Genomic DNA, 20,065 nt, shown 5'->3' with positions numbered 1-20,065 from the left:
GTGTTGGGAAATCAGTGGCGGGCGGCCTGTGCCACCAAACCCAGCAAATCGCCTACTTTAACAACCCGGCGTGAGCGCCCGCTCAATGGTCGCCCGCACCTGCGAGATCGGCACCCGCTCCTGCTTCAGCGTGTCGCGGTCGCGGATGGTGACCGTGTCGTCCTTGAGCGTGTCGCCGTCGATGGTGATGCAGAACGGGGTGCCGGCCTCGTCCTGCCGGCGGTACCGGCGGCCGACCGCGCCCTTGTCGTCGAAGAACACGTTGAAGTGCGGCTTCAGCGACCGGTACAGGGCCATCGCCTTCTCGGGCATCCCGTCCTTGTTCACCAGCGGGAAGATCGCGGCCTTGATCGGCGCGAGCCGCGGGTGGAACTTCATGACCACGCGGGTCTCCTTGTTCCCCTTGGCGTCGGGCACCTCGTCCTCGGTGTACGCCTCGCACAGCACCGCGAGCGTGAACCGGTCGGCCCCGGCGCTCGGCTCGATGACGTGCGGGGTGAACTGGTACTTCTCGACGTCCGCGGCCGGCGGGCTCGTCTTCAGCCACTCCTTGAACGAGTTCGTGCTGCGGCCGGCGCTGTCCGCGTTCCACCTCTCCTCGTCAAAGTAGTTCAGCTTGTCGTTGCCGCTGCCCTTGGGCGGTGGCGCCGAGTGGGCCTTCAGGTCGAAGTCCCCGCGGTGCGCGACCCCTTCGAGTTCCTGCGGCTCGTCCGAGAACGGGAACATGTACTCGATGTCGGTGGTGCCGATCGAGTAGTGCGCGAGTTCCTCCTTGCCCTGCTCCCGCGGCACGAGGTTCTCCGACTTCACGCCGAGGGTGCTGTACCACTTCTTGCGGAGGTCGCGCCAGTACTCGTACCACTTCATTGATTCGGCCGGGTGGCAGAAGAACTCGATCTCCATCTGCTCGAACTCGCGGCTGCGGAACGTGAAGTTCCGCGGGTTGATCTCGTTGCGGAACGCCTTCCCAACCTGCGCGATCCCGAACGGCAGCTTGAGCCGCGTGCTGTCGAGCACGTTGCGGTAGTTCGCGAAGATGCCTTGCGCCGTCTCGGGCCGCAGGTACACCTTGTTCTCTTCCGACGCGATCGGCCCCGCGTGCGACTCGAACATCAGGTTGAAGGCGCGCGGCTCGGTGAGGGTGCCGGCCTCTTCGACGTCCGGCCCGACGATGATCGGGAGGGCCGCGATGAGGTCCGGGATCGACATGACGGCGACCGTGGCCCCGGGCTTGGCGTTCGCCTTCTTCGCCTTCTTCCCCGCGACCTTCTGCGCCTCGTCGTCGCCCTTCGGGTACGCGAAGTACACGGTCTTGCCGCCCGCGTCGGCCGATAGCGCTTCGAGTTGGTCGGCACGGTACCGCTTTTTGCTCGCCTTGCAGTCCATCATGGGGTCCGCGAACCCGCCGACGTGACCGCTGGCGACCCAGACCTTCGGGTTCATGATGATCGCGCAGTCGAGCCCGACCATGCGGATCTCCTGGCCGTCCGGGCCGGGCGGCGGGTTGCGGACCATGTCCTGCCACCACGCCTCCTTGATGTTCTTCTTGAGCTCCACGCCGAGCGGGCCGTAGTCCCAGAACCCGTTGATCCCGCCGTAGATCTCCGAGGACTGGTAGATGAACCCCATGTCCTTGCAGAACTTGGCGAACTTGGCCATGTCGATCTTCGTCGGCATCGCAAACTCCGAGGCGAAGTTCTTGGTCTGAACCCCGCAAGTGAAGAGGAATCCCGCGGCAGCGCGTCGCGCCGCGGCCCGCCTCAGGGAGCCGCCGGCGGCCGCGCTGGTTCGGCCGGGGGGTGAACGGCTTAACCTACGCGCGCCGCGGATCGGATCAAGCGGCCGCGCTCCGGCGGGTGCGGGCGAACCCTGAGCGCCAGCGAGGGGGCGGGGCGCACCCCCTCGCTGGCGCTCAGGGTTCGCCCGGCCAGTGGCCCGATCCGAAGCGCACTCGGGCGGGTAGCGATTTCTCACACGCCGCTTGTGAAACGGTATAATCTCCGCGAACCACCCCCGCGGAGCCCCGCCGTGCCCGACCCCGAGCCCGCACCGTTCGAGCGCCTCGGCCGCCCGCCGAGCCTCACCACCCGCGTCGAGCAGTTGCTGCGCGAGGCCATCGCCCGCGGCCAGTTCGCCGGCGGCAAGCTCCCGACCGAGGTGAAGCTCGCCGAGCAGCTCGGGGTCAGCCGCGAGACGGTCCGCCTCGCCGCCGACGCGCTCCAGCGCGAGGGGCTGCTCGTGAAGATCCGCCGCCGCGGGACGCTGCTCCGCGCCCCAGAGTTGCCCGACCGGGTGCCGGCCGCCGAACCGACGGCCATCGCGTACCTCCAGGCCGGCTACAGCGCCGGCCCTTCGCAAGCGGAGGCCGCCACGCGGTCGATCGCCGGGCTGATGCTCCAGGGGGCCGTCGAAGAGGCGGGCCGCGCCGGGCTCCGGGTGGTCGTGCAGCACGCGCCGCACACCCGCATCGGCCAGGCGTTCGGCGACCTCCCGCACCGCGACCAGCTCAGGGGCGTGATCTTCGCGCACTACGGCGAGGAGAAGCTGCTCCGCCGCGCGACCGGGTCGGGCCTGCCGCTGGCGCTGCTCGACCACGACCTGAGCCTCCCGGGGGTCCACTGCGTCCGGGACGACTCCGCGGGCGGCGCGCGGCTCGCCGTGGCGCACCTCGCGGCCCTCGGCCACAAGCGGGTCGCGTTCGTGAACTGGCGGCAGACCGACCTGAACCCGTGGCGGCTCGACGGCTACCGCCAGGGGCTCCGCGACGCGGGGCTGCCGCGGCGGCGGGCGTGGGAGGTCGCGGTGGAACTGACCCCCGCCGGGGCGCGCCGGGCCGTGCAGCACCTGCTCACACTCGCGCCGCGGCCGACGGCCGTGTACTGCTTCAACAACACGCTCGCGCGGCTCGTGATCGACGAGCTGCGCCGGCAGAACGTGCGTGTGCCCGACGACGTGAGCGTGCTGGGCGGCGGCGGCGAGGAGGTGCCGGGGCTCACGTCGCACCAGGCCGACTGGTACGAACTCGGCGCGACGGCCGTGCGGGCGCTGCTGCGGCCCGGCCCCCCGCCCCCGAGGCCCGAGCACCATCTCGGCCCGCACAGCCTCGTGCCGGGACAGACGACCGCTGCGGCGCGAGAGTAGAAAGCGGTAAGCGGAAGGAATCGGGTCCGCCGATCCGGTGGCCGCGCCTTCGCTGCGATCGCTCACGCTCCCGGCTCGCCACCACACTCGCGCTCGATTGCCGCGAACAGCTCGTCTACTTGGCGCTCGAACACCGCTCGCAGGTCGAGCAGCACCGCGCCACCCTGCACGCGGCCGACGACCGCTGGCGTGCCCCTGCGCAGCCGAGCCGCGAGTTCGGATTCGCTCACCTCCGCAACCGTGACGGCGATCACCGCGGTCGGCACCGCAACGTCCGGGAGCGAACCGCCGCCGACATAGGCGATGTCGTCTCGCACAACGGCCGCGACACCGGGAAGCGTGCGGAGGCGTCCGGCCAGTGCCTCGCAGCGCTGGCGCAGTTCGGCGAGCGGCGTCGTGAGCATCCGCAGCGTCGGGACTTCGCTCAGCGCCTTCGCGGGGTCGCGGTAGAGCCGCAGCGTGGCTTCGAGCGCCGCGAGCGTCATCTTGTCGAGCCGGAACGCGCGCATGAGCGGGTCGCGCTCGATCTTCGCGATGTGCGACGCCTTCCCCGCGATGATGCCGGACTGCGGGCCGCCGAGGAGCTTGTCGCCGCTGAACAGCACGAGGTCGGCACCGGCCGCGATACCGGCCGACACGAGCGGTTCGCCCGGCAGGCCGAATGGGGCGAGGTCCACCGCCTGCCCGCTGCCGGTGTCGTCGATCACCGGGACGTTGTGCTTCTTCCCGAGCGCGACCAACTCCGCCAACTCGACCGCCTTCGTGAACCCGCGGACCCGGTAGTTGCTCGTGTGGACCCGCATGATCGCGGCCGTGTTCGGCCCGATGGCCGCCTCGTAATCGGCGCTCCGCGTGATGTTCGTGGTGCCGACCTCCCGCAGCGTCGCGCCGCTCACTTCCATGATGTCGGGGATGCGGAAGCTGCCGCCGATCTCGATGAGTTGCCCGCGGGAGACGATCACCTCGCGGCCCGCGGCGAGCGCCCGCAGCACGATCACGGTCGCGGCGGCGCAGTTGTTGACGGCGGTGGCGGCCTCGGCCCCGGTCAGTGCGCAGACGTCCGAACGCACCGCGTCCTGCCGGCTGGACCGCTTCCCGGTCGCGAGGTCGAGTTCGAGGTCGAGGTAGCCGCGGCCGGCTTCGTACGCGGCCAGCGCGGCGGCCTCGTGCAGCGGGGACCGGCCGAGGTTGGTGTGCAGGACGATGCCGGTCGCGTTGATGACCGTGCGGAGTGCGGGCGCGGCTTCGGCGTCGAGCCGCGCCGCGACACGACCCGCGATCTCCGCGACATCGAGTACCGGCGATTCGCCCGATGCGATCGCGGCCCGCAGCGCTTCGACTCCGGCGCGTGCGGCGGCGGTGATCGCCCCGGGGCTGTGGCGGGCGCGGGCGGCGACGAGGGCCGGGTGTTCGAGGACGCGGGCGACCGACGGGAGGTCGCGGAACGGGTTGCTCATCCGGCCGATTGTATGCCGGCCGTCACTCGGCCGCGTCGGGCGACGCGAGCTTCAGGCCGATCATGCACCCGATCATCCCGCACAGGAAGAAGACCCGCCAGAACGTGGCCGGGTCCTTGAACCAGATGATCCCGATGACGGCGGTGCCGAACGCGCCGATGCCGGTCCACACGGCGTAGGCGGTGCCGAGGCTGATCCGCTGCGCCGCGATCGTCAGGAGCCCGAAGCTGATCACCGACAGGACGAGGAACGCGACCGCCCACCACACCTTCGTGAGCCCCTCGGAGAGCTTCAGGCAGGTGGTGAACGCGCACTCGCAGACGCCGGCCAGGATGAGGATGAACCAGTACATCGCGGAGTTCCCGTTGGGAGTGCGGAACGCGGAGTGCGGAATCGGAATCCGGCGCCGGCCCCGTCTCCCACTCCGCACTCCGCGTTCCGCACTCCGCACTTCCGAGTCAGGCGGAGACCGCCTCGCGGCGACCGGCGGCAACGAGCGGCGAGTCGTGCCCCTGGGCCGGGAGCGTCGCGCGCAACTCGGCCAGCGCCCCGATCAGCCCGTCGACGGCTTCGGCGGAGTGGTTGGCGTTCACCTGCATCCGCAGCACGCCGGCCCCGTGCGGGACCGCCGGGAACACGACCGACTGGACGTAGTACCCCGCGTCGAACAGGAACCGCCCGGCCCGCAGCGTGCTCTCCTCGGTGCCGATCAGCACCGACACGATCGGCACGAGGCCGCCGAGCACGGTGTACCCGAGGTCACTCGCGCCGCCGACCAGCGCGGAGACGTTCGCGTCGAGCCGCCCCCGCAGGGCGGCGTACTCGGGCGACCCGATGACGTCGAGCGCGGCGCACACCGCGGTGAGGTACGGCGGCGGGACCGGGCCGCCGAAGATGAGCGAGTTGGACCGCATCTTCAGCACCTCGACCGCGTCGCGGGTGCCGGCCACGAACCCGCCCAGGCACGACACCGCCTTCGACAGCGACCCGACGACGAGCGTGTTCTCGTAGTCGCCCAGCGCGTCGGCGACGGTGCCGCGGCCGCCCGTGCCGAGCACCCCCGTGGCGTGCGCGTCGTCGACGTAGAGGAACCCGTCGTGCGAGCGGGCGACCCGCTGGAAGTCGGTGAGCGGGGGGAGCCGGCCGCTCATGCTGTACACGCCGTCGACCGCGACGACCGCGTGGCGGAACGGCCGCAGGCTCCGCAGCACGCGGTCCAGGTCGGCCGGGTCGTTGTGCGCGAACTTCGCGGTCCGCACCCCGCGGGCCTTCGCGACCCGCGCGCCCTCCTCCATCGAGTTGTGCGCGTACTGGTCGAGCGCGATCACGTCGTGCCGGGTGGTCAGCGCCGGCAGCGCGCCGACGTTCGCGAGCGTGACCGACGGGTAGATGACCGCGTCCTCGGTGCCGAGCCACGCGGCGACCTTGGCCTCGGCCTCGCCCTGCGGGGCGACCTCGGTGAACGCACGGCTGGTGCCGTTGTGCGCGCCCCACTCCCGCACCCCCCGCTCGATCGCGGCGAGCACCGCGGGGTGCTGGTCCAGGCCCAGGAAGCTGTCGGACCCGAAGTTCCGCAGCCACTTGCCGCCGATCTTGAAGGTCCGGTCGGGGCCGACCGCCTCGACCGTCAGGTTCTTGAGGAGCAACTCGGGCGCGTCGTCGAACATGCGGAGGAAGAACCGCGTCATGCCCGAGCGCGCGAGAGTCTCAATCGACCGGTCGAGGGGAGTGGACATAGGAGGACCCTGCGCGCGATGGATGGAGACGGAGCGGCGTCCGGACTCTTATCGGCCGCGCGAATGAGGAAGTTTGCACGGCTTGGGCGACCCGTGGCACACCAGATGAATCCGCACGGCGGGTCGGCTTGCGCTGGCAAATTGGGCAACTTGCGTCAGCGCGAAGAGGGGTTACGCACATTCCGGGCCGGACCGGGCGACGGCCGACGTGAACGGGTCGCGGAGTTGAGAGGGCGGGCCGCAGAACCCGACCCGCTGTCCGAGATGTGGCCGCCGCCCGTCCCGGGTGTCCCGATTCCGGTCACTTCTGCTTGCGGACCCAGGCGGCCCAGGCGCGGATCGCCGCGGCGCGCTCGGCGGGCGTCGCGTCGGCCTCGGGGCCGAAGTCCTCGCCGGTGACGGCCTTCAACCCGGCCCGTGCGGCGCGGGCGACTGCCGCGTCGGCGTCGGCGAGGGCGGCGACGAGGTCGGGGAGGTGGGCCGCGTCGTCCTTCATGGCCATTGCGAGAACTGCCGCGCGGCGCAGTTCCGGCTCCCCGGCCCCGGCCATCGCCCGGAGCGTCTCGGCGCTCATGCGGGTGAGCCGCTCGGCCAGCGCCTCGCGGGCTGCGCGCCGCCGGTCCCCGTCGAGCTTGGCCACTGCCGCCACGAGCGCCTGGGTGTACGCCGCGCCCTTGCCGTCCCGCACGCGAACGAGCGCCGCGTCCCAGTCGGCGTCCGGGGTGCCGACCAGATCGGCCGCGACCGCTCGCGAATCGGCTACCGGCACCGGCGCGGCCGCGGGCGTTGGGGGCGGAAGTGGAACGGGTGCGGGCAGTGCGACCGTCGGGGGCGGGACGACGGCGGCCGGCGTCTTCGGCTCGGGGGCCGCGGCGGGTCCGGGGTGCGGGTCGGGGAGCCGCGCGGCCCGGAGTTCGGCGTTCGCGGGGTCGTTCGCCACCCGTGCCGTCAGGTCGCGGACGAGGTTCGACCGGCTCAGGAACAGCACCGCGAAGCTCGTGTCGACGACCCCGCCCCCCGCCCCCTTGCCCCACGAGCCGTTCGCCCGCTGGGCCGCGACGAGTTCGTCGGCCCCGAGCTGGTACCAGTCGGTCCCGCCGATCTTCTCCAGCCCGAAGACGACGCCGACCCGCTCGAGCGACCACAGGAAGTAGAAGTCGCGGTTGCCCAGCCCGCGGCCGGCGAGGACGCGGTTCTTGCCGCCCTTGCCCGCGGGCTCCTCGCCCGCCAGCGCGCGGCCGAGCGCCGCGAGCCCGCGCTCGACGGCCGCGTCGCGGGCGTCCGCCGGGAGCTTCGCCGGGGCCTTTGGCACGGGCGCGGCCTTCGCCTTCGGCCCGGGGGCCGCGGGCGGATCGAAGAACGGGTCGGCCGACTTGGGCACGGGCGGCGGGTTGAAGAACGGGTCGTCCGTCTTCTCCGCCGGCGGAGCGGGGTTCGCCTTCGGTGCCGGGTCCGGCGTCCGCGGCCCCTCGGCCCTCAACCGCCGCTCCTCGCGGAGCCCGACCGCGGTGGCCAGCCCGAGCAGCCCGGCGCACGTCATCGACGGCGAGCCCTGGATCGGCCCGCTGTACGGCCACCCGCCGGTGCCCGTCTGCGTGGCGAGGAACCGCTTCTCGATCAGGGCGAGCGCCGCGTCGGTGGGGACGCCGTGCCGGCGGGCCACCCACGTCCCGAGGATGCCGAACTGCGTGTTCGAGTTGTCGTCGCCGCGGTCCCGGGTGCGGTCCCGGGACGTGGCGAGTCGCCCGGCGTACTTCTCGACCTCCGCGTGCAACCTCCCGGCGGGGGCCGCGGGGCGGGCGGGGGCCGCGGGCTTCGGCTCCGCGGGCGGCCGGGCCCCGGCCCGGAGTTCCGCGTTCATCAGGGCGGCCCGCAGCGCCGTCATGTCGGCCTGCGACACGCTCGCGACGCAGTCGTAGGACCACCCGCCGGCGGCGTTCTGGCCCGCGAGGAGCCGCACGCCGAGCATCTGGACGAGCGGCACGTCGGCCGGGTCGCCGAGCCGGTCGAGGAACATCAGGCCCAGCGCGACGTGGTAGGTGCGGGCCTCGCCGAACGAGGCGTCGCGGACGGCGGCCGCGATCCCCGTAACGCCGGCGTCGTCGGCCGGGGTGCCGGCTTCGAGGAGCGCGAGGCCGGCGAGGGCGGCGGCACCGGTCCCCTCGTCGCCGTCCTCGGCCTTCAGGGGCTTTGCACCGCCGTACTGCTGCTTGAGGTACGCCGCGCCCTTCTGCACCGCGGCGTCGACCTCCTTCGGCGCGGCCGCGAAGCAGGGGCACGCGAGGGCCGCGAGGGCGACCGCGGACAGGGAGCGGAGGGGACTCATTGACGTGCGCCGGTTGGGGAGGTGCGGGCCGGGCCGGCGGAGGGCGGCCCCGGGTGGGACCGCCGCGCCACTCGCGACACAACGCCGAATCACTTCTTCTGCTTGCCCGTCCAGTCCTGCCACGACTGGACGACCAGCTTCTTCTCGCCGGCGGTCGCGTTCGGGGCCGGGCCGAAGTCCTGGCCGGTGAGGCTCCGGAGCCCGGCGCGGGCGGCCCGCACGACGAGGTCCTCGTCGTCGAGGAGCGCGGCGACGAGGTCCGGGAGGTGCGCCTTGTCGTCCTTCATGGCCATCGCCAGGACCGCGGCGCGGCGCAGCTCCGATTCCTCGTTCTTGGCCATCGCCCGCAGGGTCTCGGCGTTCATCCGGGTGAGCCGCTCGGCCAGCGCCTCGCGGGCCTCGCGCCGCCGGTCCCCGTCGAGCCGGGCGACGGCCCCGACCAGCGCCTGCGTGTTGACGGCCCCCTTCGCGTCGCGGATCTTGGTGAGCACCTTGGCCCAGTCCCGGTCACCGGACCGGACGAGTTCGGCCGCGAGGGTGGCGGCCTCGCTCCCGGCGGGGCCGGGGACGAACGTCGGCACGTCGAGCGGGTCCTTCGTCACGGTGCCCGAGCCGTCGGGGGCCTTGGGCGCGGTGCCCGTGGGCAGCCCGGCCCGCATCTCCGTGGTGGTATCGTTCTGGACCTTGCCCGAGAGGTCGCGGGCGAGGTTCGACTTGCACAGGAACAGCACCGCGAACGCGGTGTTCACGTCGCCCGCGTACCCCTTGTCCGCCCACGACCCGTCGGGCGCCTGCGCGAACACCAGCGCGTGCGCCCCGGCCTCGTACCAGTTCACGCCCCCGATCTTCTCGACGCCGTAGAGCACCCCGACCCGCTCCACGGACCAGAGGAAGTACAGGTCGCCGTGCCCGTGGCTGCCGTCCTTGATGGCCAGCGCGCCGCGGCCCTCCCGGGCCATGTCGGCGAGGGCCGCTCCCAGGCCGATGAACGCGGCGCGGGTCGCGACGTCGAGGGCGTCCGCGGCGCGGGGGGGCGGGGTCTTCTTCGGCTCGGCCTTGGGCTCCGGCACCTTCGGGTTGAAGAACGGGTCGTCGCTCTTCTTCGGTTCGGGGCCGGGGTCACTCTTCTTGGGCTCGGGCTTCGGTTCGGGCTTCGTGCGCAGTTCCTCGCGGCGGGCGATCCCGGTGGCGAGGCCGATGAGCCCGGCGCAGTACATGGCCGGGCTGCCCTGGCCGGCGGCGACGCCGCTGTACGGCCACCCGCCCGTCTGCGGGCTCTGGGAGGCCCGGAACCGCCGCTCGATCAGCGCGAGCGCGTCGTTGACCGGCACCCCGTGCTTCCGCGACACCCACACGGCGATGACCGCGAACTGCGTGTTCGAGTTGTCGTCGGCCGGGGCCAGGGCGGTCTTGGCCCGGTGCGCGATCAGCGCCTGGGCGTACTTCTCCACGTCCGGGTGGAGCTTCCCGACCGGCGGCGGCTTCATCGCCTTCAGCGCGGTGATCTCGTCGGCCGAAAGGCCGGGGATGGTGAAGTCGTAGCTCCACCCGCCGTTCGACGTCTGCCCCATCAGCAGGCGGACCCCGAGGACCTGGATCAGCGGGACGTCGGCCGGGTCGCCGTACCGGTCCAGGTACAGCAGGCACAGGGACGCGGGGTACGTGCGGGTCTGGGTCCACCCGGCCTCGCGGACCGCGGCGGTCACGGCCTTGACGGCCGGGTCGTCGCCGGGGACCCCGGCCTCGAGCATCGCCAGGCCGGCCATGCACATCGGGCCGGGGCCGTTGGCGTCCCCGCCGAAGTTCGTCGGCGCGGCCTTGTACTTCGCCCGGAGCCAGTCGGCCCCCTTCTTCTTCGCCGCGTCGATTTCCCTGGGCGTCGCGGCATGCGCGCCGGCGTGAGCGAGGAGCAGCAGGGCCAGGAGCCCCGCGGTGCGAACGATGGCGGTCATTGGTCGGTACCCCCGCAGATGAGCGGATGAGAGAGTGGGGGCATTCTAACACGCGGCGCGGCGGCGGGCGACCGCCAAAGCCGGCCGCGTTACCGACGCTCACGCCGGGTCTCGATTGTATCTGGTGGGGCAGGCATTCGTGCCTGCCCCCAGTCGCGTCGGGAGGCAGGCACGAATGCCTGCCCCACCGAGGGCAACGGATCCACCAGATTCGGTATCACCGCGCGGTCACGTCCACAGGGACGAGGTGGTTGATCATGTACGTGCGGCGGTCCGGGTCGCGCTTCTCGGGCTGCGCGGTCCCCTTCGCGTCGGTGCAGCGGGCGACGAGGCCCAGCGGCCCCTTCGCGGGGGTGACCTCGGCGGTCCACTTCGCCCACGTCAGCGGCGTGCTCGGTTCGACGGTCGCGGCCGCCCACGTCTTGCCGCCGTCGGCGCTCAGCTCGACCGACTTCACGGCCTGCTCGCCGGCCCACGCGACGCCCGCGACGGTGAGCTTCTTGCCTGCGGCGACGACGGTGTTCAGCTCGGGCGACGTGATGACCGCCTTCGGCTGGATGGCGGTGATCGGCACCACCTGCGGCGACGCGGCGTTCGTGCGGTCCCAGACCGAATAGTCCATCGTCTGCCAGAACCCGGCGTGCGGCCGGTCGGTGACGACGACGCGGGTGAGCCACTTCACCGCCGCCATGCCGTACCACCCGCCGACGACGGCCCGGAGCGGCGCGCCGTGGGCCGCGGTGAGCGGCTCGCCGTTCATCTCCCAGACCAGGAGCGTCTCGTCGGCCCGCGCCTTGGCGAGCGGGATGCCGCGGTCGAAGTGGACCGGGCCGGGCGACGGCGGGTCCGAGGTGATCGCCCCCTTGTCGGCCCCGACAAGAACGACGTCGACCGCGCCGGGCTTCACGCCGGCCCGCTCGAGCACGGCCCCGAGCGGCACCCCGGTCCACTTCGCGTTGCCGACGCCGCCGTTGCCCCACTGGAGGCCGCGGCCCTGCGGGACCAGGAACACGCGGCCGTTGCCGGCGCACTCCAGCGTCACCTCGCGGGTCACGGTCGCCATCTTCTTCAGGTCGTCCAGGGTCAGGTCCAGCTTCTTCTCGACGTGCCCCTCGACCGCCAGGGTGAACCCCTTCGCCTCGACGGCCGGCACCGCGAAGTGGCTGCGCACGAAGAACTTCTCGGTCGGGGTGATCCCGCCGAGGTCCGCGAGCGGGGTCTCGAGGTTCCGCGGCTCCTGCATGCGGACGATCATGCCGTCGCCGCCGGCGGCCCGTGCGAACCGGGGGAGACCCGCGGAGAGCGCGGCGGCGGGAACGGTGCGGAGCAGCTCGCGGCGGGAGAGGTTCATGTTCGGTACCCGAGGAAATTGAACCACAGAGGCACAGAGGCACAGAGAAGACGAGGGGAGCACCGTGTTCCGACGCTCGGTCTGTCCTCTGTGCCTCGGTGCCTCTGTGGTTGGATGCCTGGTATCAGAACCCCGGGCCCTTGGTGGTGGTCTTCACCCGCACGAGCTTGTCGTTGGCGCAGATGTAGAGGACGCTGCCGTCGTCGCCCCAGGCGCAGTTGGCGTTCTTGTCGCCGATCACGATCTTGCCGAGGTAGGTGTGGTCCGGGGCGAACACGAACACGCCGTCCGGGCCGGTCGCGAAGACGTTGCCGTGCTGGTCCACCTTCAGGCCGTCGGGCAGGCCGGGCTTCTTCGCCTTCACCTCCTCGGTCGCGTCGTGGACCACCTTGCCCGCGTCGAGGGTGCCGTCGGCCTTGATCGGGAACGCCATCCAGATCGCCTTCTCGGGGTCCGAGTTCGCGACGTACAGCGTCTTCTCGTCGGGCGACAGGGCGATCCCGTTGGGCCGCGTCATCTCCTTGGTGAGCAGCGCGAGTTCGCCCTTGGCGTTGAGCCGGTACACGCCCTGGAAGTCGAGTTCCTTCTTGGGGTCCTTCATCTGGCCGGGCAGGCCGTACGGCGGGTCGGTGAAGTACAGGTCGCCGTTCTTGGCGAACGCGAGGTCGTTCGGACTGTTGAACCGCTTGCCGGCGTGCTTGTCGACGACCGTCTCGAACGACTTGCCGTCCTTCGCGAGCCGGGCGATCCGGCGGTCGCCGTGCTGGCACAGGACGAGGTTGCCGTCCTTGTCGAACGCGAGCCCGTTGGCCCCCGGCTCGGCCCCCGTGAACTCCTCCTTGCCCGTGTACCCGCTCGGCTTGAGGAAGTCGGACACGCCGTCCTTCGCGGACCACTTCACGACGCGGTTGTTCGGGATGTCGGTGAACAGCAGCGCGTTGTTCTTCTTGTCCCAGACCGGCCCCTCGGTCCACTTGAACCCGCCGGCGAGCACCTCGATCTTCGCCTCCTTGGGGATGAGCGCGTCGAGCTTCGGGTCCTTGCGGTCGATGCTCCCGATCGTCGCGGGGGCCTTGGCGTCTTCCTGGGCGGGGGTGGGGCGTGGAGAGGCGACGAGCGCGGCGGTTGCGGCGGCCGCGAGGCAGCAGAGCGAGCGGAGCATGGCGTGGGAATCTCCGAGGAGGGGCGCGGTGGGGTGCTCGGCGGGGAGAGCGTGGCCCGCTTCGTTGACATCGTACCCGCTGCGCCGGGCGGAACAAGCGGGTGCCGGCCGGGATTCGGGGCCGGCCCCGCGCACGTGCGAGCGCGAACCGAGGCGGAACGCACCGGTGTGGTATTGGTTCCCTCTCCCCTTGCGGGAGAGGGTGCCGCGAGTCCTCGAGCGGCGGGTGAGGGGTGAACCCTATTGAGATGTCGACGCTTGACCCCTCACCCGGCCGCGAAGCGCGGCCGCCCTCTCCCGCAAGGGGAGAGGGCGAGATGCAGAGCCTTCACCGCGATTCGGTACAACCCGCTCGGACCCGCTCACCCCGCGAAGTGCCACACCTGGACCGCGCCGGCCATGTCCGCGGCCGCGAGCCACGCGCCGTCGGCCGACCAGCTCACCGCGTGGACCCAGTCCTTGAACTGCCCGCCCCGGGACTTGCCCAGCTCCGAGACGAGCTTGCCGGTCGCCGCCTCCCACACCCGCACGACCGTGTCGCGGCCGGCCGAGGCGAAGTGCCTGCCGTCCGGGTGGAACGCGAGGTCCGTCGCGCCGGACTGGTGGACCGGGGCCAGCGCCTTCCCCTTCTTGCCCGCGACCGGGTCGACGAGCGTCAGCGTGCCCTCGGCCTCGCCCCCGCGGCCGACGACCAGCACCTTGCCGTCGGGCGCGTACGCGGCCGCGCCGAGGTGCGTGCCCTTGAACTCGGCCGACAGGTCGAACGCGGCCGCGCCGGTCGCGGTGTTCCAGAGCTTGATCGCCGCGTGCCGGCCGGTGTCGAACACGAGCGGCACCCGCTCGCTGACGCACGCCTGCTTCTGGTCCGGCGACATCGCGAGCGCGGCGACCCAGCCCTTCACCTGCCACCGCTTCGCCACCTGCCGGCTCGCGACGTCCCAGAGGACGACGTGGCCGGCGTCGTCGCCGGAGAGGGCCGTCCTGCCGTCGCGGGACAGGTCGAGCGCCGTCACCCACTCCTTGTGGCCGTCGAACACCTGCGACGCCTTGACCACGCCGACGGTCGCGGGAATTGGGGGCGGCACCTTCGCGCCGTTGCCCTTCCGCCGCTCGGCGTCGGCGATCGCCATCGCGTTGAGGACGATCTTCTCCTCGCCCGCGGCGCTGGCGGCCGTGTCCCACAGGCGGACCGTGTGGTCGTAGCTCGCGGAGAGGAGCGTCTTGCCGTCGGGGGTGCATGCGAGTTTCGAGACGCAGTTGGTGTGGCCGTCGAGTTTGAGAACCGGCTTGGGCGGGTCGCCGCCCGGCTTCTCCGGCAACTCCCAGACGAGGACGCCGCCGAGGTTGTTCCCGGCCGCGACCCGCCGCGACGCCCCGAGGAACGCGACGGCCGTGACCCAGTCGGCGTCCCAGGTCAGCGTCCAGACTTGCGTCGGCTTCGTGAGGTCGGGCACGGGATGCTCCAGGGGAGTTGCGGCGACGGGCGCGGTGCGTGGGTGTTTGGGCGAACCCTGAGCGCCAGCGAGGGGTGAGCGTCACCCCCTCGCTGGCGCTCAGGGTTCGCCCGATTCCGGTTCCGACCCCGCGGCTCGACAGGAGTCACGTCAACCCAGCAACTCGGTGATCGGCTGGGAGCCCTCGGGGGTGAGCCACACGGGCCGCACGCCGGACAGGTGCTTCGCACGGTGGTTGATGCCGAGCGCCTTGTAGACCGTCGCGAACAGGTCGCCCTCGGACACCGGGTCGTCCTTCACGTCCTTCCCGTCGGCGTCGGTCGCGCCGTACACCTGCCCGCCCTTGACCCCGCCGCCCGCCAGTACGATCGTCCACGCCCGGATGTAGTGGTCGCGGCCGGCCCGGTTGTTGATCTGCGGGGTGCGGCCGACCTCGCCCATCCACACGACGAGCGTGTCTTGCAGCAGCCCGCGGTCGGCGAGGTCGGTGAGCAGCGCCGGCCACGCCATGTCGAGTTGCTGCATGTTCGCCTTGTGGCACACGAAGTTGTCGGCGTGGCTGTCGTAGTTCTCGTGCCCCACCTCCACGAACGGGACGCCGGCCTCGACCAGCTTGCGGGCCATCAGGCACCCGCGGCCGAAGTCGCTGTCGCCGTACCGCTCCTTCGCCGCCGGCCACTCCTTCGAGATGTCGAACACCGCCTTGGCCCGGAGCAGCCGCCACGCCCGCTCCTTCGCGGTGCGGTGGCTGTCGAACGGCTCGGCCCTGTGGTCGGCGGCGAACTCGGCCTCGACGAACCGGAACAACTCGGCCCGCTTCTTCTCGGCGTCTTCGGCGAGGTACGGGCTGGTGAACGAGCCGAGCTTCCCCTCGCGGCCGAGGCTGAACGGCTCGTGCGCCGGCCCGAGGTACCCTGCCCCGGCGTTCCCGCACGACCCCATGCGGACGAACGTGGGCAGGTCGCTGCCGAGGTCGCCGTTGAACTTGGCGATCACCGCCCCGAGTTCGGGGTGCGGGGTCCGCTCCGACATCTTGTAGCACGTGTGCATGTGGTAGATGCCGTCCGGGTGGTCCGGCGAGTGCGTCTTCATGCTGCGGATCACCGCGAGCTTGTCGGCGACCGCCGCGACCCGCGGGAGGTACTCGCACACCTGGAGGCCGGTCACCTTCGTCTGGACCGGGCGGAACGGCCCGCCGGTGGCGCGGCCGGGCTTCATGTCGAACGTGTCGATCTGGCTCGCCCCACCGTTCATCCACAGCAGGATGCACCGCTTCTTCGCCTTCGTCGCGGCCTCGGCCGCGGACCGGGCGTGCGCCAGCCCGCCCCAGTTGGGCAGCACGAGGCCGCCGCCGGTGACGGCCGCGCCCTTCAGGAACGCCCGCCGGCTCAGGTGCTCACCGGCGCGACACAGCGGGTTCATGGGTTGGTCCTTGGCGAGCGGCGGTGAACGTTCTTGCCCTTCCCCCTGGTGGGGGAGGGTGGCGAGGCTCTGCGAGCCGGGTGGGGGGAGAGCAACACGCGCGATATTGCTCTCCCCCCCACCCGCTCCTCGAAGACTCGGAGCGACCTCCCCCACCAGGGGGGAGGTCAGTGGACCGCACCGGCCGCCCGCGCTTCGGCAAAGGGCAAAGAACGCGGCCGGCCGCATCAGTGGTTGAACCGGAACTCGGAGCTCGTGAGCAGCACCCAGACGGCGTCCTCGACGCGGGCGTCGGGCTTCGCGTCGGCCTTCAGGAACGCCGCGAACTTGGACACCTCGGCCGGCTTCGGCGGGCGGCCCAGCACGCTCAGGTACAAGTGCTCGACCCGCTTCTCCCACGGGTCGGTGGACGCCAGGAGCTGGTCGGTCAGGTTCCCCTTCTTGCGGCGGGCGAACACGCGGACCTGCTCGGCGTTGTTCCAGAACAGGTGCTCGGAGAGGCTCCCCTGGAAGTCGCCCAGGCCGTTGGTCGGCTCGCCGAACGCCCGCATGAAGTAGTCGTCGGGACCGGCCGGCTTGTCGCCGCCCTTGCCGTCGGCCTCGAACGCCGTGGCGGTCCGCAGCGCCCGCACGATTTCCTCGGCGGTGAGCGGGCGGACGCGGGCGCGCTCGAAGTGCTTCGGCAGCGCGTCGGTGACCGGCCCGGTGCCCGCGAGCTGGTACGCCTCGGAGTTCGCGATCTCCCGGATGAGGGCCTTCAGGTCGTACCTGTTTGCGGCCAACTCGCGCGTGAGCGCGGCGAGCAGTTCGGGGTGCGACGGCGCGTTCTCGGCCTGGAAGTCGTCGGCCGGGTGAACGATGCCGCGGCCCATGAACTGCGCCCAGACGCGGTTCGCGACCGCACGCGCGAAGAACGGGTTCTCGGGGGCCGTCACCCACGCCGCGAGCTTCTCCTTCCGCGAGAACGGCGGCCTCGGGAGCTTCGCGCCGGCCTTCGGCTGCGGCTCCTTGGCGTCCTTGGGTGCGGGCGGCTCGGTCAACTCGTCGCCGCCGAGGAACCGCGGCCGCACCGGCTCGCCCTTCTTCCCCGGTTGCTGGTCCTTCGCCGCGCCGCTGAACAGCACCTCGCCGGTGCCCTTCTCCGCGACCGTGTACGCCTTCGCGTTCCCGGAACTGCTCTCCTCGATCACCACCCGCACGAAGAACCCGGCCATGCCGTAGAAGTCCTTCTGCGTCCACCGGTCGTAGGGGTGGTCGTGGCACTTCGCGCACCCGAGTTGCGTGCCGAGGAACACGCGGCTGACGGCGATCGTCGCCTCTTCGGGCTGGTTGCGGAACTGCACCTGGAACAGTTCGGTGCCGGGCTGCTCGCCGAGCAGCACCTCGCGGGCGACCCGGTCGAACCCGGTGCCGGCGGCGAACTGCTTCGCGAGCCACGCCTTGAACCCGTCGCGCTTGCGGGTGGCGTCGGCGTTGCCCGGGTGCCGGCCGAACAGCACCTGGTCCCACACGTCGGCCTGCTGCCGCGCGAACCGCGGGTCGGCGAGGAGCGAGTCGATCAGCTTCTCGCGCTTCGACTCGCTCGCGTCGGCGAGGAACGCGACCGCTTCATCGTGGGTGGGAACGGTGCCGACGAGGTCGAGGGTGACGCGGCGGAGGAACTCGGCGTCGGCCGACCGCGGGGCCGGGGCGACGCCGGCCTTCTTCCAGCTGGCCTTCAACTCGGAGTCGATCACCGCCCGGAGCGGCGGTTCGGCGGCGCGGCCCGCCGGCCCGGAGAGGAGGGCGGCGGCCGCGGTCAGCAGCAGTGCGGGGGACAGTCGCATCGGATGGCCTCGGGCGGGCCGGCGGGCGGGGACGGGGCGGCTCAGGCGGCCGCCCCGATAATAATCGCGGGTTCGTCGGCGGCATCGCAGCCGCCGGCGGCCACGTCCACCACGTCGATGAGCCGGGACACGCGGCGGTAGATCAGGCCGGCACTGCGGTCGTCGGCGCGGAAGGTGATCGAAATCACCGCGGCCGTGATGTCGGCGGCACACCGCTCCATGCGGAGCGAGTCCACGGCGACGTTCACCGACGAGAACGCTTGCGCCACGCACGTCAACAGGCCGGGGGTGTTCACCCCGACGACGCGCAACACCTGATCCTGCTGCGTCTCCATGCGACCTCCGAGGGGACGCCCCCGGCCGGGTGCCGGTGAGCGGGCACAGGTCAGCGTACCACACCGGCCCGCAGTTGCGAGGGGTTCGTGGTGTTACGCCGCAGGCTTGTCAATCTGTCAATCGAACGGGGTCGCGCGGCCCGCCCGGGGCGTACAACAATCCCGCTGCTCATCTCTCACGGAACCCGCCACATGACGCTGCCCACCCGCTGCGGCCTACTCGCCGCGCTGCTCCTGTGCCCCGCCGCGGCCCGTGCGGCCGAGCCGGCGAAGCCGAACGTCCTCATCGTGCTCACCGACGACATGGGGTTCTCCGATGCCGGGTGCTACGGCGGCGAGATCAGCACCCCGAACCTCGACGCGCTCGCCGCGAACGGGCTGCGGTTCACGCAGTTCTACAACACCGGCCGGTGCTGGCCGTCGCGGGCTTCGATCCTCACCGGGTACTACGCGCAGCAGGTGCGTCGCGACGCGGTGCCCGGCGTGAAGAGCGGGGCACAAGGGGTGCGCCCGGCGTGGGCGCGGCTCCTCCCCGACCTGCTCAGGGCGCAGGGCTACCGCTCGTACCACTCGGGCAAGTGGCACGTCGACGGCAAGCCGCTCGGCGGCGGGTTCGACCGCTCGTACAGCCTCAACGACCACGACCGGCACTTCGGGCCGAAGCAGCACACCGAGGACGACAAGCCGGTGCCCCCGGCGGCACCCGGCGACGGGTACTACTCCAGCACGGCCATCGCCGACCACGCGATCAAGTGCCTCAAGGAGCACGCCGAGAAGCACGCCGACAAGCGGTTCTTCGAGTACCTCGCGTTCACCGCCCCGCACTTCCCGGTGCAGGCCCCGGCCGAGGACGTGGCGAAGTACCGCAAGCTGTACCTCGACGGGTGGGACGCGCTCCGCGACGTCCGGTGGAAGCGGCTCCAGGAGTTGAAACTCGGCGGCGGTTCTCTTTCCCCGATCGAGCGCGAGGTCGGGCCGCCGTACCCGTTCCCGGACGCGATCAAGAAGCTCGGGCCGAACGAACTCAACCGCCCGCTGGTGTGGAAGGACCTGACCGCCGAGCAGCGCGAGTTCCAGGCGGGCAAGATGGCGGTTCACGCCGCGATGGTGGACCGCCTAGACCGCGAGATCGGCCGCGTCATCGCGCAGCTCCGGGCGATGAACGCGCTCGACAACACGCTCATCATGTTCCTGTCCGACAACGGCGCGACGGCCGAGATCATGGTCCGCGGCGACGGGCACGACCCGGCGGCCGAGCCGGGCTCCGCGGCGACGTTCCTGAGCATCGGGCCGGGGTGGGCGAGCCTGTGCAACACGCCGTTCCGCCGGCACAAGTCATGGGTCCACGAGGGCGGCATCTCGACGCCGCTGATCGTCTCGTGGCCGAAGGGGATCAGTGCGAAGGGCGAACTCCGGCACACGCCCGGCCACCTCATCGACATCGTGCCGACGGTCCTCGAGGTGACCGGCGCGAAGCGGTTCGAGGCGTGGGAGGGCCAGCCCGTGCCCGCGGCCCCGGGCAAGAGCCTCGCGCCGGCGTTCGCGAAGGACGTCACGGTCGCGCGCGACTCGCTGTGGTGGCAGCACGAGGGGAACCGGGCGCTGCGGGTCGGCGACTGGAAGGTCGTCGCGGCCGGGAAGGACGCGGCGTGGGAACTCTACGACCTGGGCACCGACCGCTCGGAGACGAAGAACCTCGCGGCCGACAAGCCCGAAAAGCTCCGCGAACTCGTGGACCGCTGGACCAAGGAAACCGAGGCCTACGCGGCGCTGGCGAAGAAGGACGCGCCGCCCGCAAAGGGCAAGGAGTGAGCCAATGGCAACCTCGAAGCGGTGGTGAGATGGCGAAGGTGGTTCCCCCTCACCCGCCGCGAAGCGCGGCGACCTCTCCCCCGAGACCGGG

14 protein-coding genes are annotated in these 20,065 nt (G+C 71.8%); 2 read left to right on the top strand and 12 right to left on the bottom strand.

Annotated elements, in window-relative coordinates; all coding sequences use genetic code 11:
• Nucleotides 1-57: 57 nt before the first annotated feature.
• Nucleotides 58-1,677, bottom strand: coding sequence for a glycine--tRNA ligase (locus ACTIGN_RS05810; RefSeq protein ID WP_439621864.1), 1,620 nt, complete (start codon nt 1,675-1,677; stop codon nt 58-60).
• 351 nt (nt 1,678-2,028) lie between these two features.
• Between ACTIGN_RS05810 and ACTIGN_RS05805 the strand changes: the two genes are divergently transcribed.
• On the top strand, nt 2,029-3,141 hold the full coding sequence (locus ACTIGN_RS05805; RefSeq protein WP_439621863.1) for a GntR family transcriptional regulator: 1,113 nt from the start codon (nt 2,029-2,031) through the stop codon (nt 3,139-3,141).
• Nucleotides 3,142-3,203: 62 nt separating this feature from the next.
• On the opposite strand, the gene selA is transcribed toward ACTIGN_RS05805, so the two are convergent.
• The 11 genes from selA to ACTIGN_RS05750 all read right to left on the bottom strand — a co-directional run bounded on the left by selA (nt 3,204) and on the right by ACTIGN_RS05750 (nt 18,162).
• Entirely contained in the window at nt 3,204-4,598 is a 1,395-nt protein-coding gene (gene selA / locus ACTIGN_RS05800) for an L-seryl-tRNA(Sec) selenium transferase (RefSeq protein ID WP_439621862.1), read from the bottom strand.
• Nucleotides 4,599-4,620: 22 nt separating this feature from the next.
• Nucleotides 4,621-4,950: a DMT family transporter gene (locus ACTIGN_RS05795; protein ID WP_439621861.1), complete on the bottom strand. Its 330-nt coding sequence runs from the start codon at nt 4,948-4,950 to the stop codon at nt 4,621-4,623.
• 106 nt (nt 4,951-5,056) lie between these two features.
• Nucleotides 5,057-6,286, bottom strand: a complete 1,230-nt coding sequence (locus ACTIGN_RS05790) for an aminotransferase class I/II-fold pyridoxal phosphate-dependent enzyme (protein WP_439621860.1) — start codon at nt 6,284-6,286, stop codon at nt 5,057-5,059.
• Nucleotides 6,287-6,635: 349 nt separating this feature from the next.
• Nucleotides 6,636-8,660 (bottom strand): hypothetical protein, encoded by a 2,025-nt coding sequence (locus ACTIGN_RS05785; protein ID WP_439621859.1) that lies wholly within the window; start codon nt 8,658-8,660, stop codon nt 6,636-6,638.
• 89 nt (nt 8,661-8,749) lie between these two features.
• Nucleotides 8,750-10,612, bottom strand: a complete 1,863-nt coding sequence (locus ACTIGN_RS05780; protein WP_439621858.1) for a HEAT repeat domain-containing protein — start codon at nt 10,610-10,612, stop codon at nt 8,750-8,752.
• Nucleotides 10,613-10,829: 217 nt separating this feature from the next.
• Complete coding sequence (locus ACTIGN_RS05775; RefSeq protein WP_439621857.1) at nt 10,830-11,963, bottom strand: sulfite oxidase; 1,134 nt, start codon at nt 11,961-11,963, stop codon at nt 10,830-10,832.
• A gap of 124 nt (nt 11,964-12,087) precedes the next feature.
• Nucleotides 12,088-13,125, bottom strand: a complete 1,038-nt coding sequence (locus ACTIGN_RS05770) for an SMP-30/gluconolactonase/LRE family protein (RefSeq protein ID WP_439621856.1) — start codon at nt 13,123-13,125, stop codon at nt 12,088-12,090.
• A 362-nt stretch (nt 13,126-13,487) separates the two neighbouring features.
• Entirely contained in the window at nt 13,488-14,579 is a 1,092-nt protein-coding gene (locus ACTIGN_RS05765; protein WP_439621855.1) for a WD40 repeat domain-containing protein, read from the bottom strand.
• A gap of 150 nt (nt 14,580-14,729) precedes the next feature.
• A complete protein-coding gene (locus tag ACTIGN_RS05760; protein WP_439621854.1) occupies nt 14,730-16,001 on the bottom strand; it encodes a DUF1501 domain-containing protein in 1,272 nt (423 codons plus the stop codon).
• 227 nt (nt 16,002-16,228) lie between these two features.
• On the bottom strand, nt 16,229-17,827 hold the full coding sequence (locus ACTIGN_RS05755) for a DUF1549 and DUF1553 domain-containing protein (protein ID WP_439621853.1): 1,599 nt from the start codon (nt 17,825-17,827) through the stop codon (nt 16,229-16,231).
• 41 nt (nt 17,828-17,868) lie between these two features.
• On the bottom strand, nt 17,869-18,162 hold the full coding sequence (locus tag ACTIGN_RS05750) for a hypothetical protein (RefSeq protein WP_439621852.1): 294 nt from the start codon (nt 18,160-18,162) through the stop codon (nt 17,869-17,871).
• 192 nt (nt 18,163-18,354) lie between these two features.
• On the opposite strand from ACTIGN_RS05750, the gene ACTIGN_RS05745 reads away from it, so the two are divergent.
• Nucleotides 18,355-19,974, top strand: a complete 1,620-nt coding sequence (locus ACTIGN_RS05745; protein WP_439621851.1) for an arylsulfatase — start codon at nt 18,355-18,357, stop codon at nt 19,972-19,974.
• The last annotated feature ends 91 nt before the right edge of the window (nt 19,975-20,065 follow it).

It is taken from the genome of Gemmata sp. (genome assembly GCF_051859125.1).
In the GTDB taxonomy this organism is placed as follows: Bacteria; Planctomycetota; Planctomycetia; order Gemmatales; family Gemmataceae; genus Gemmata.
The sequence above is the reverse complement of the archived record's forward strand: the minus strand, read 5'-3'. Positions and strand labels throughout refer to the sequence as shown.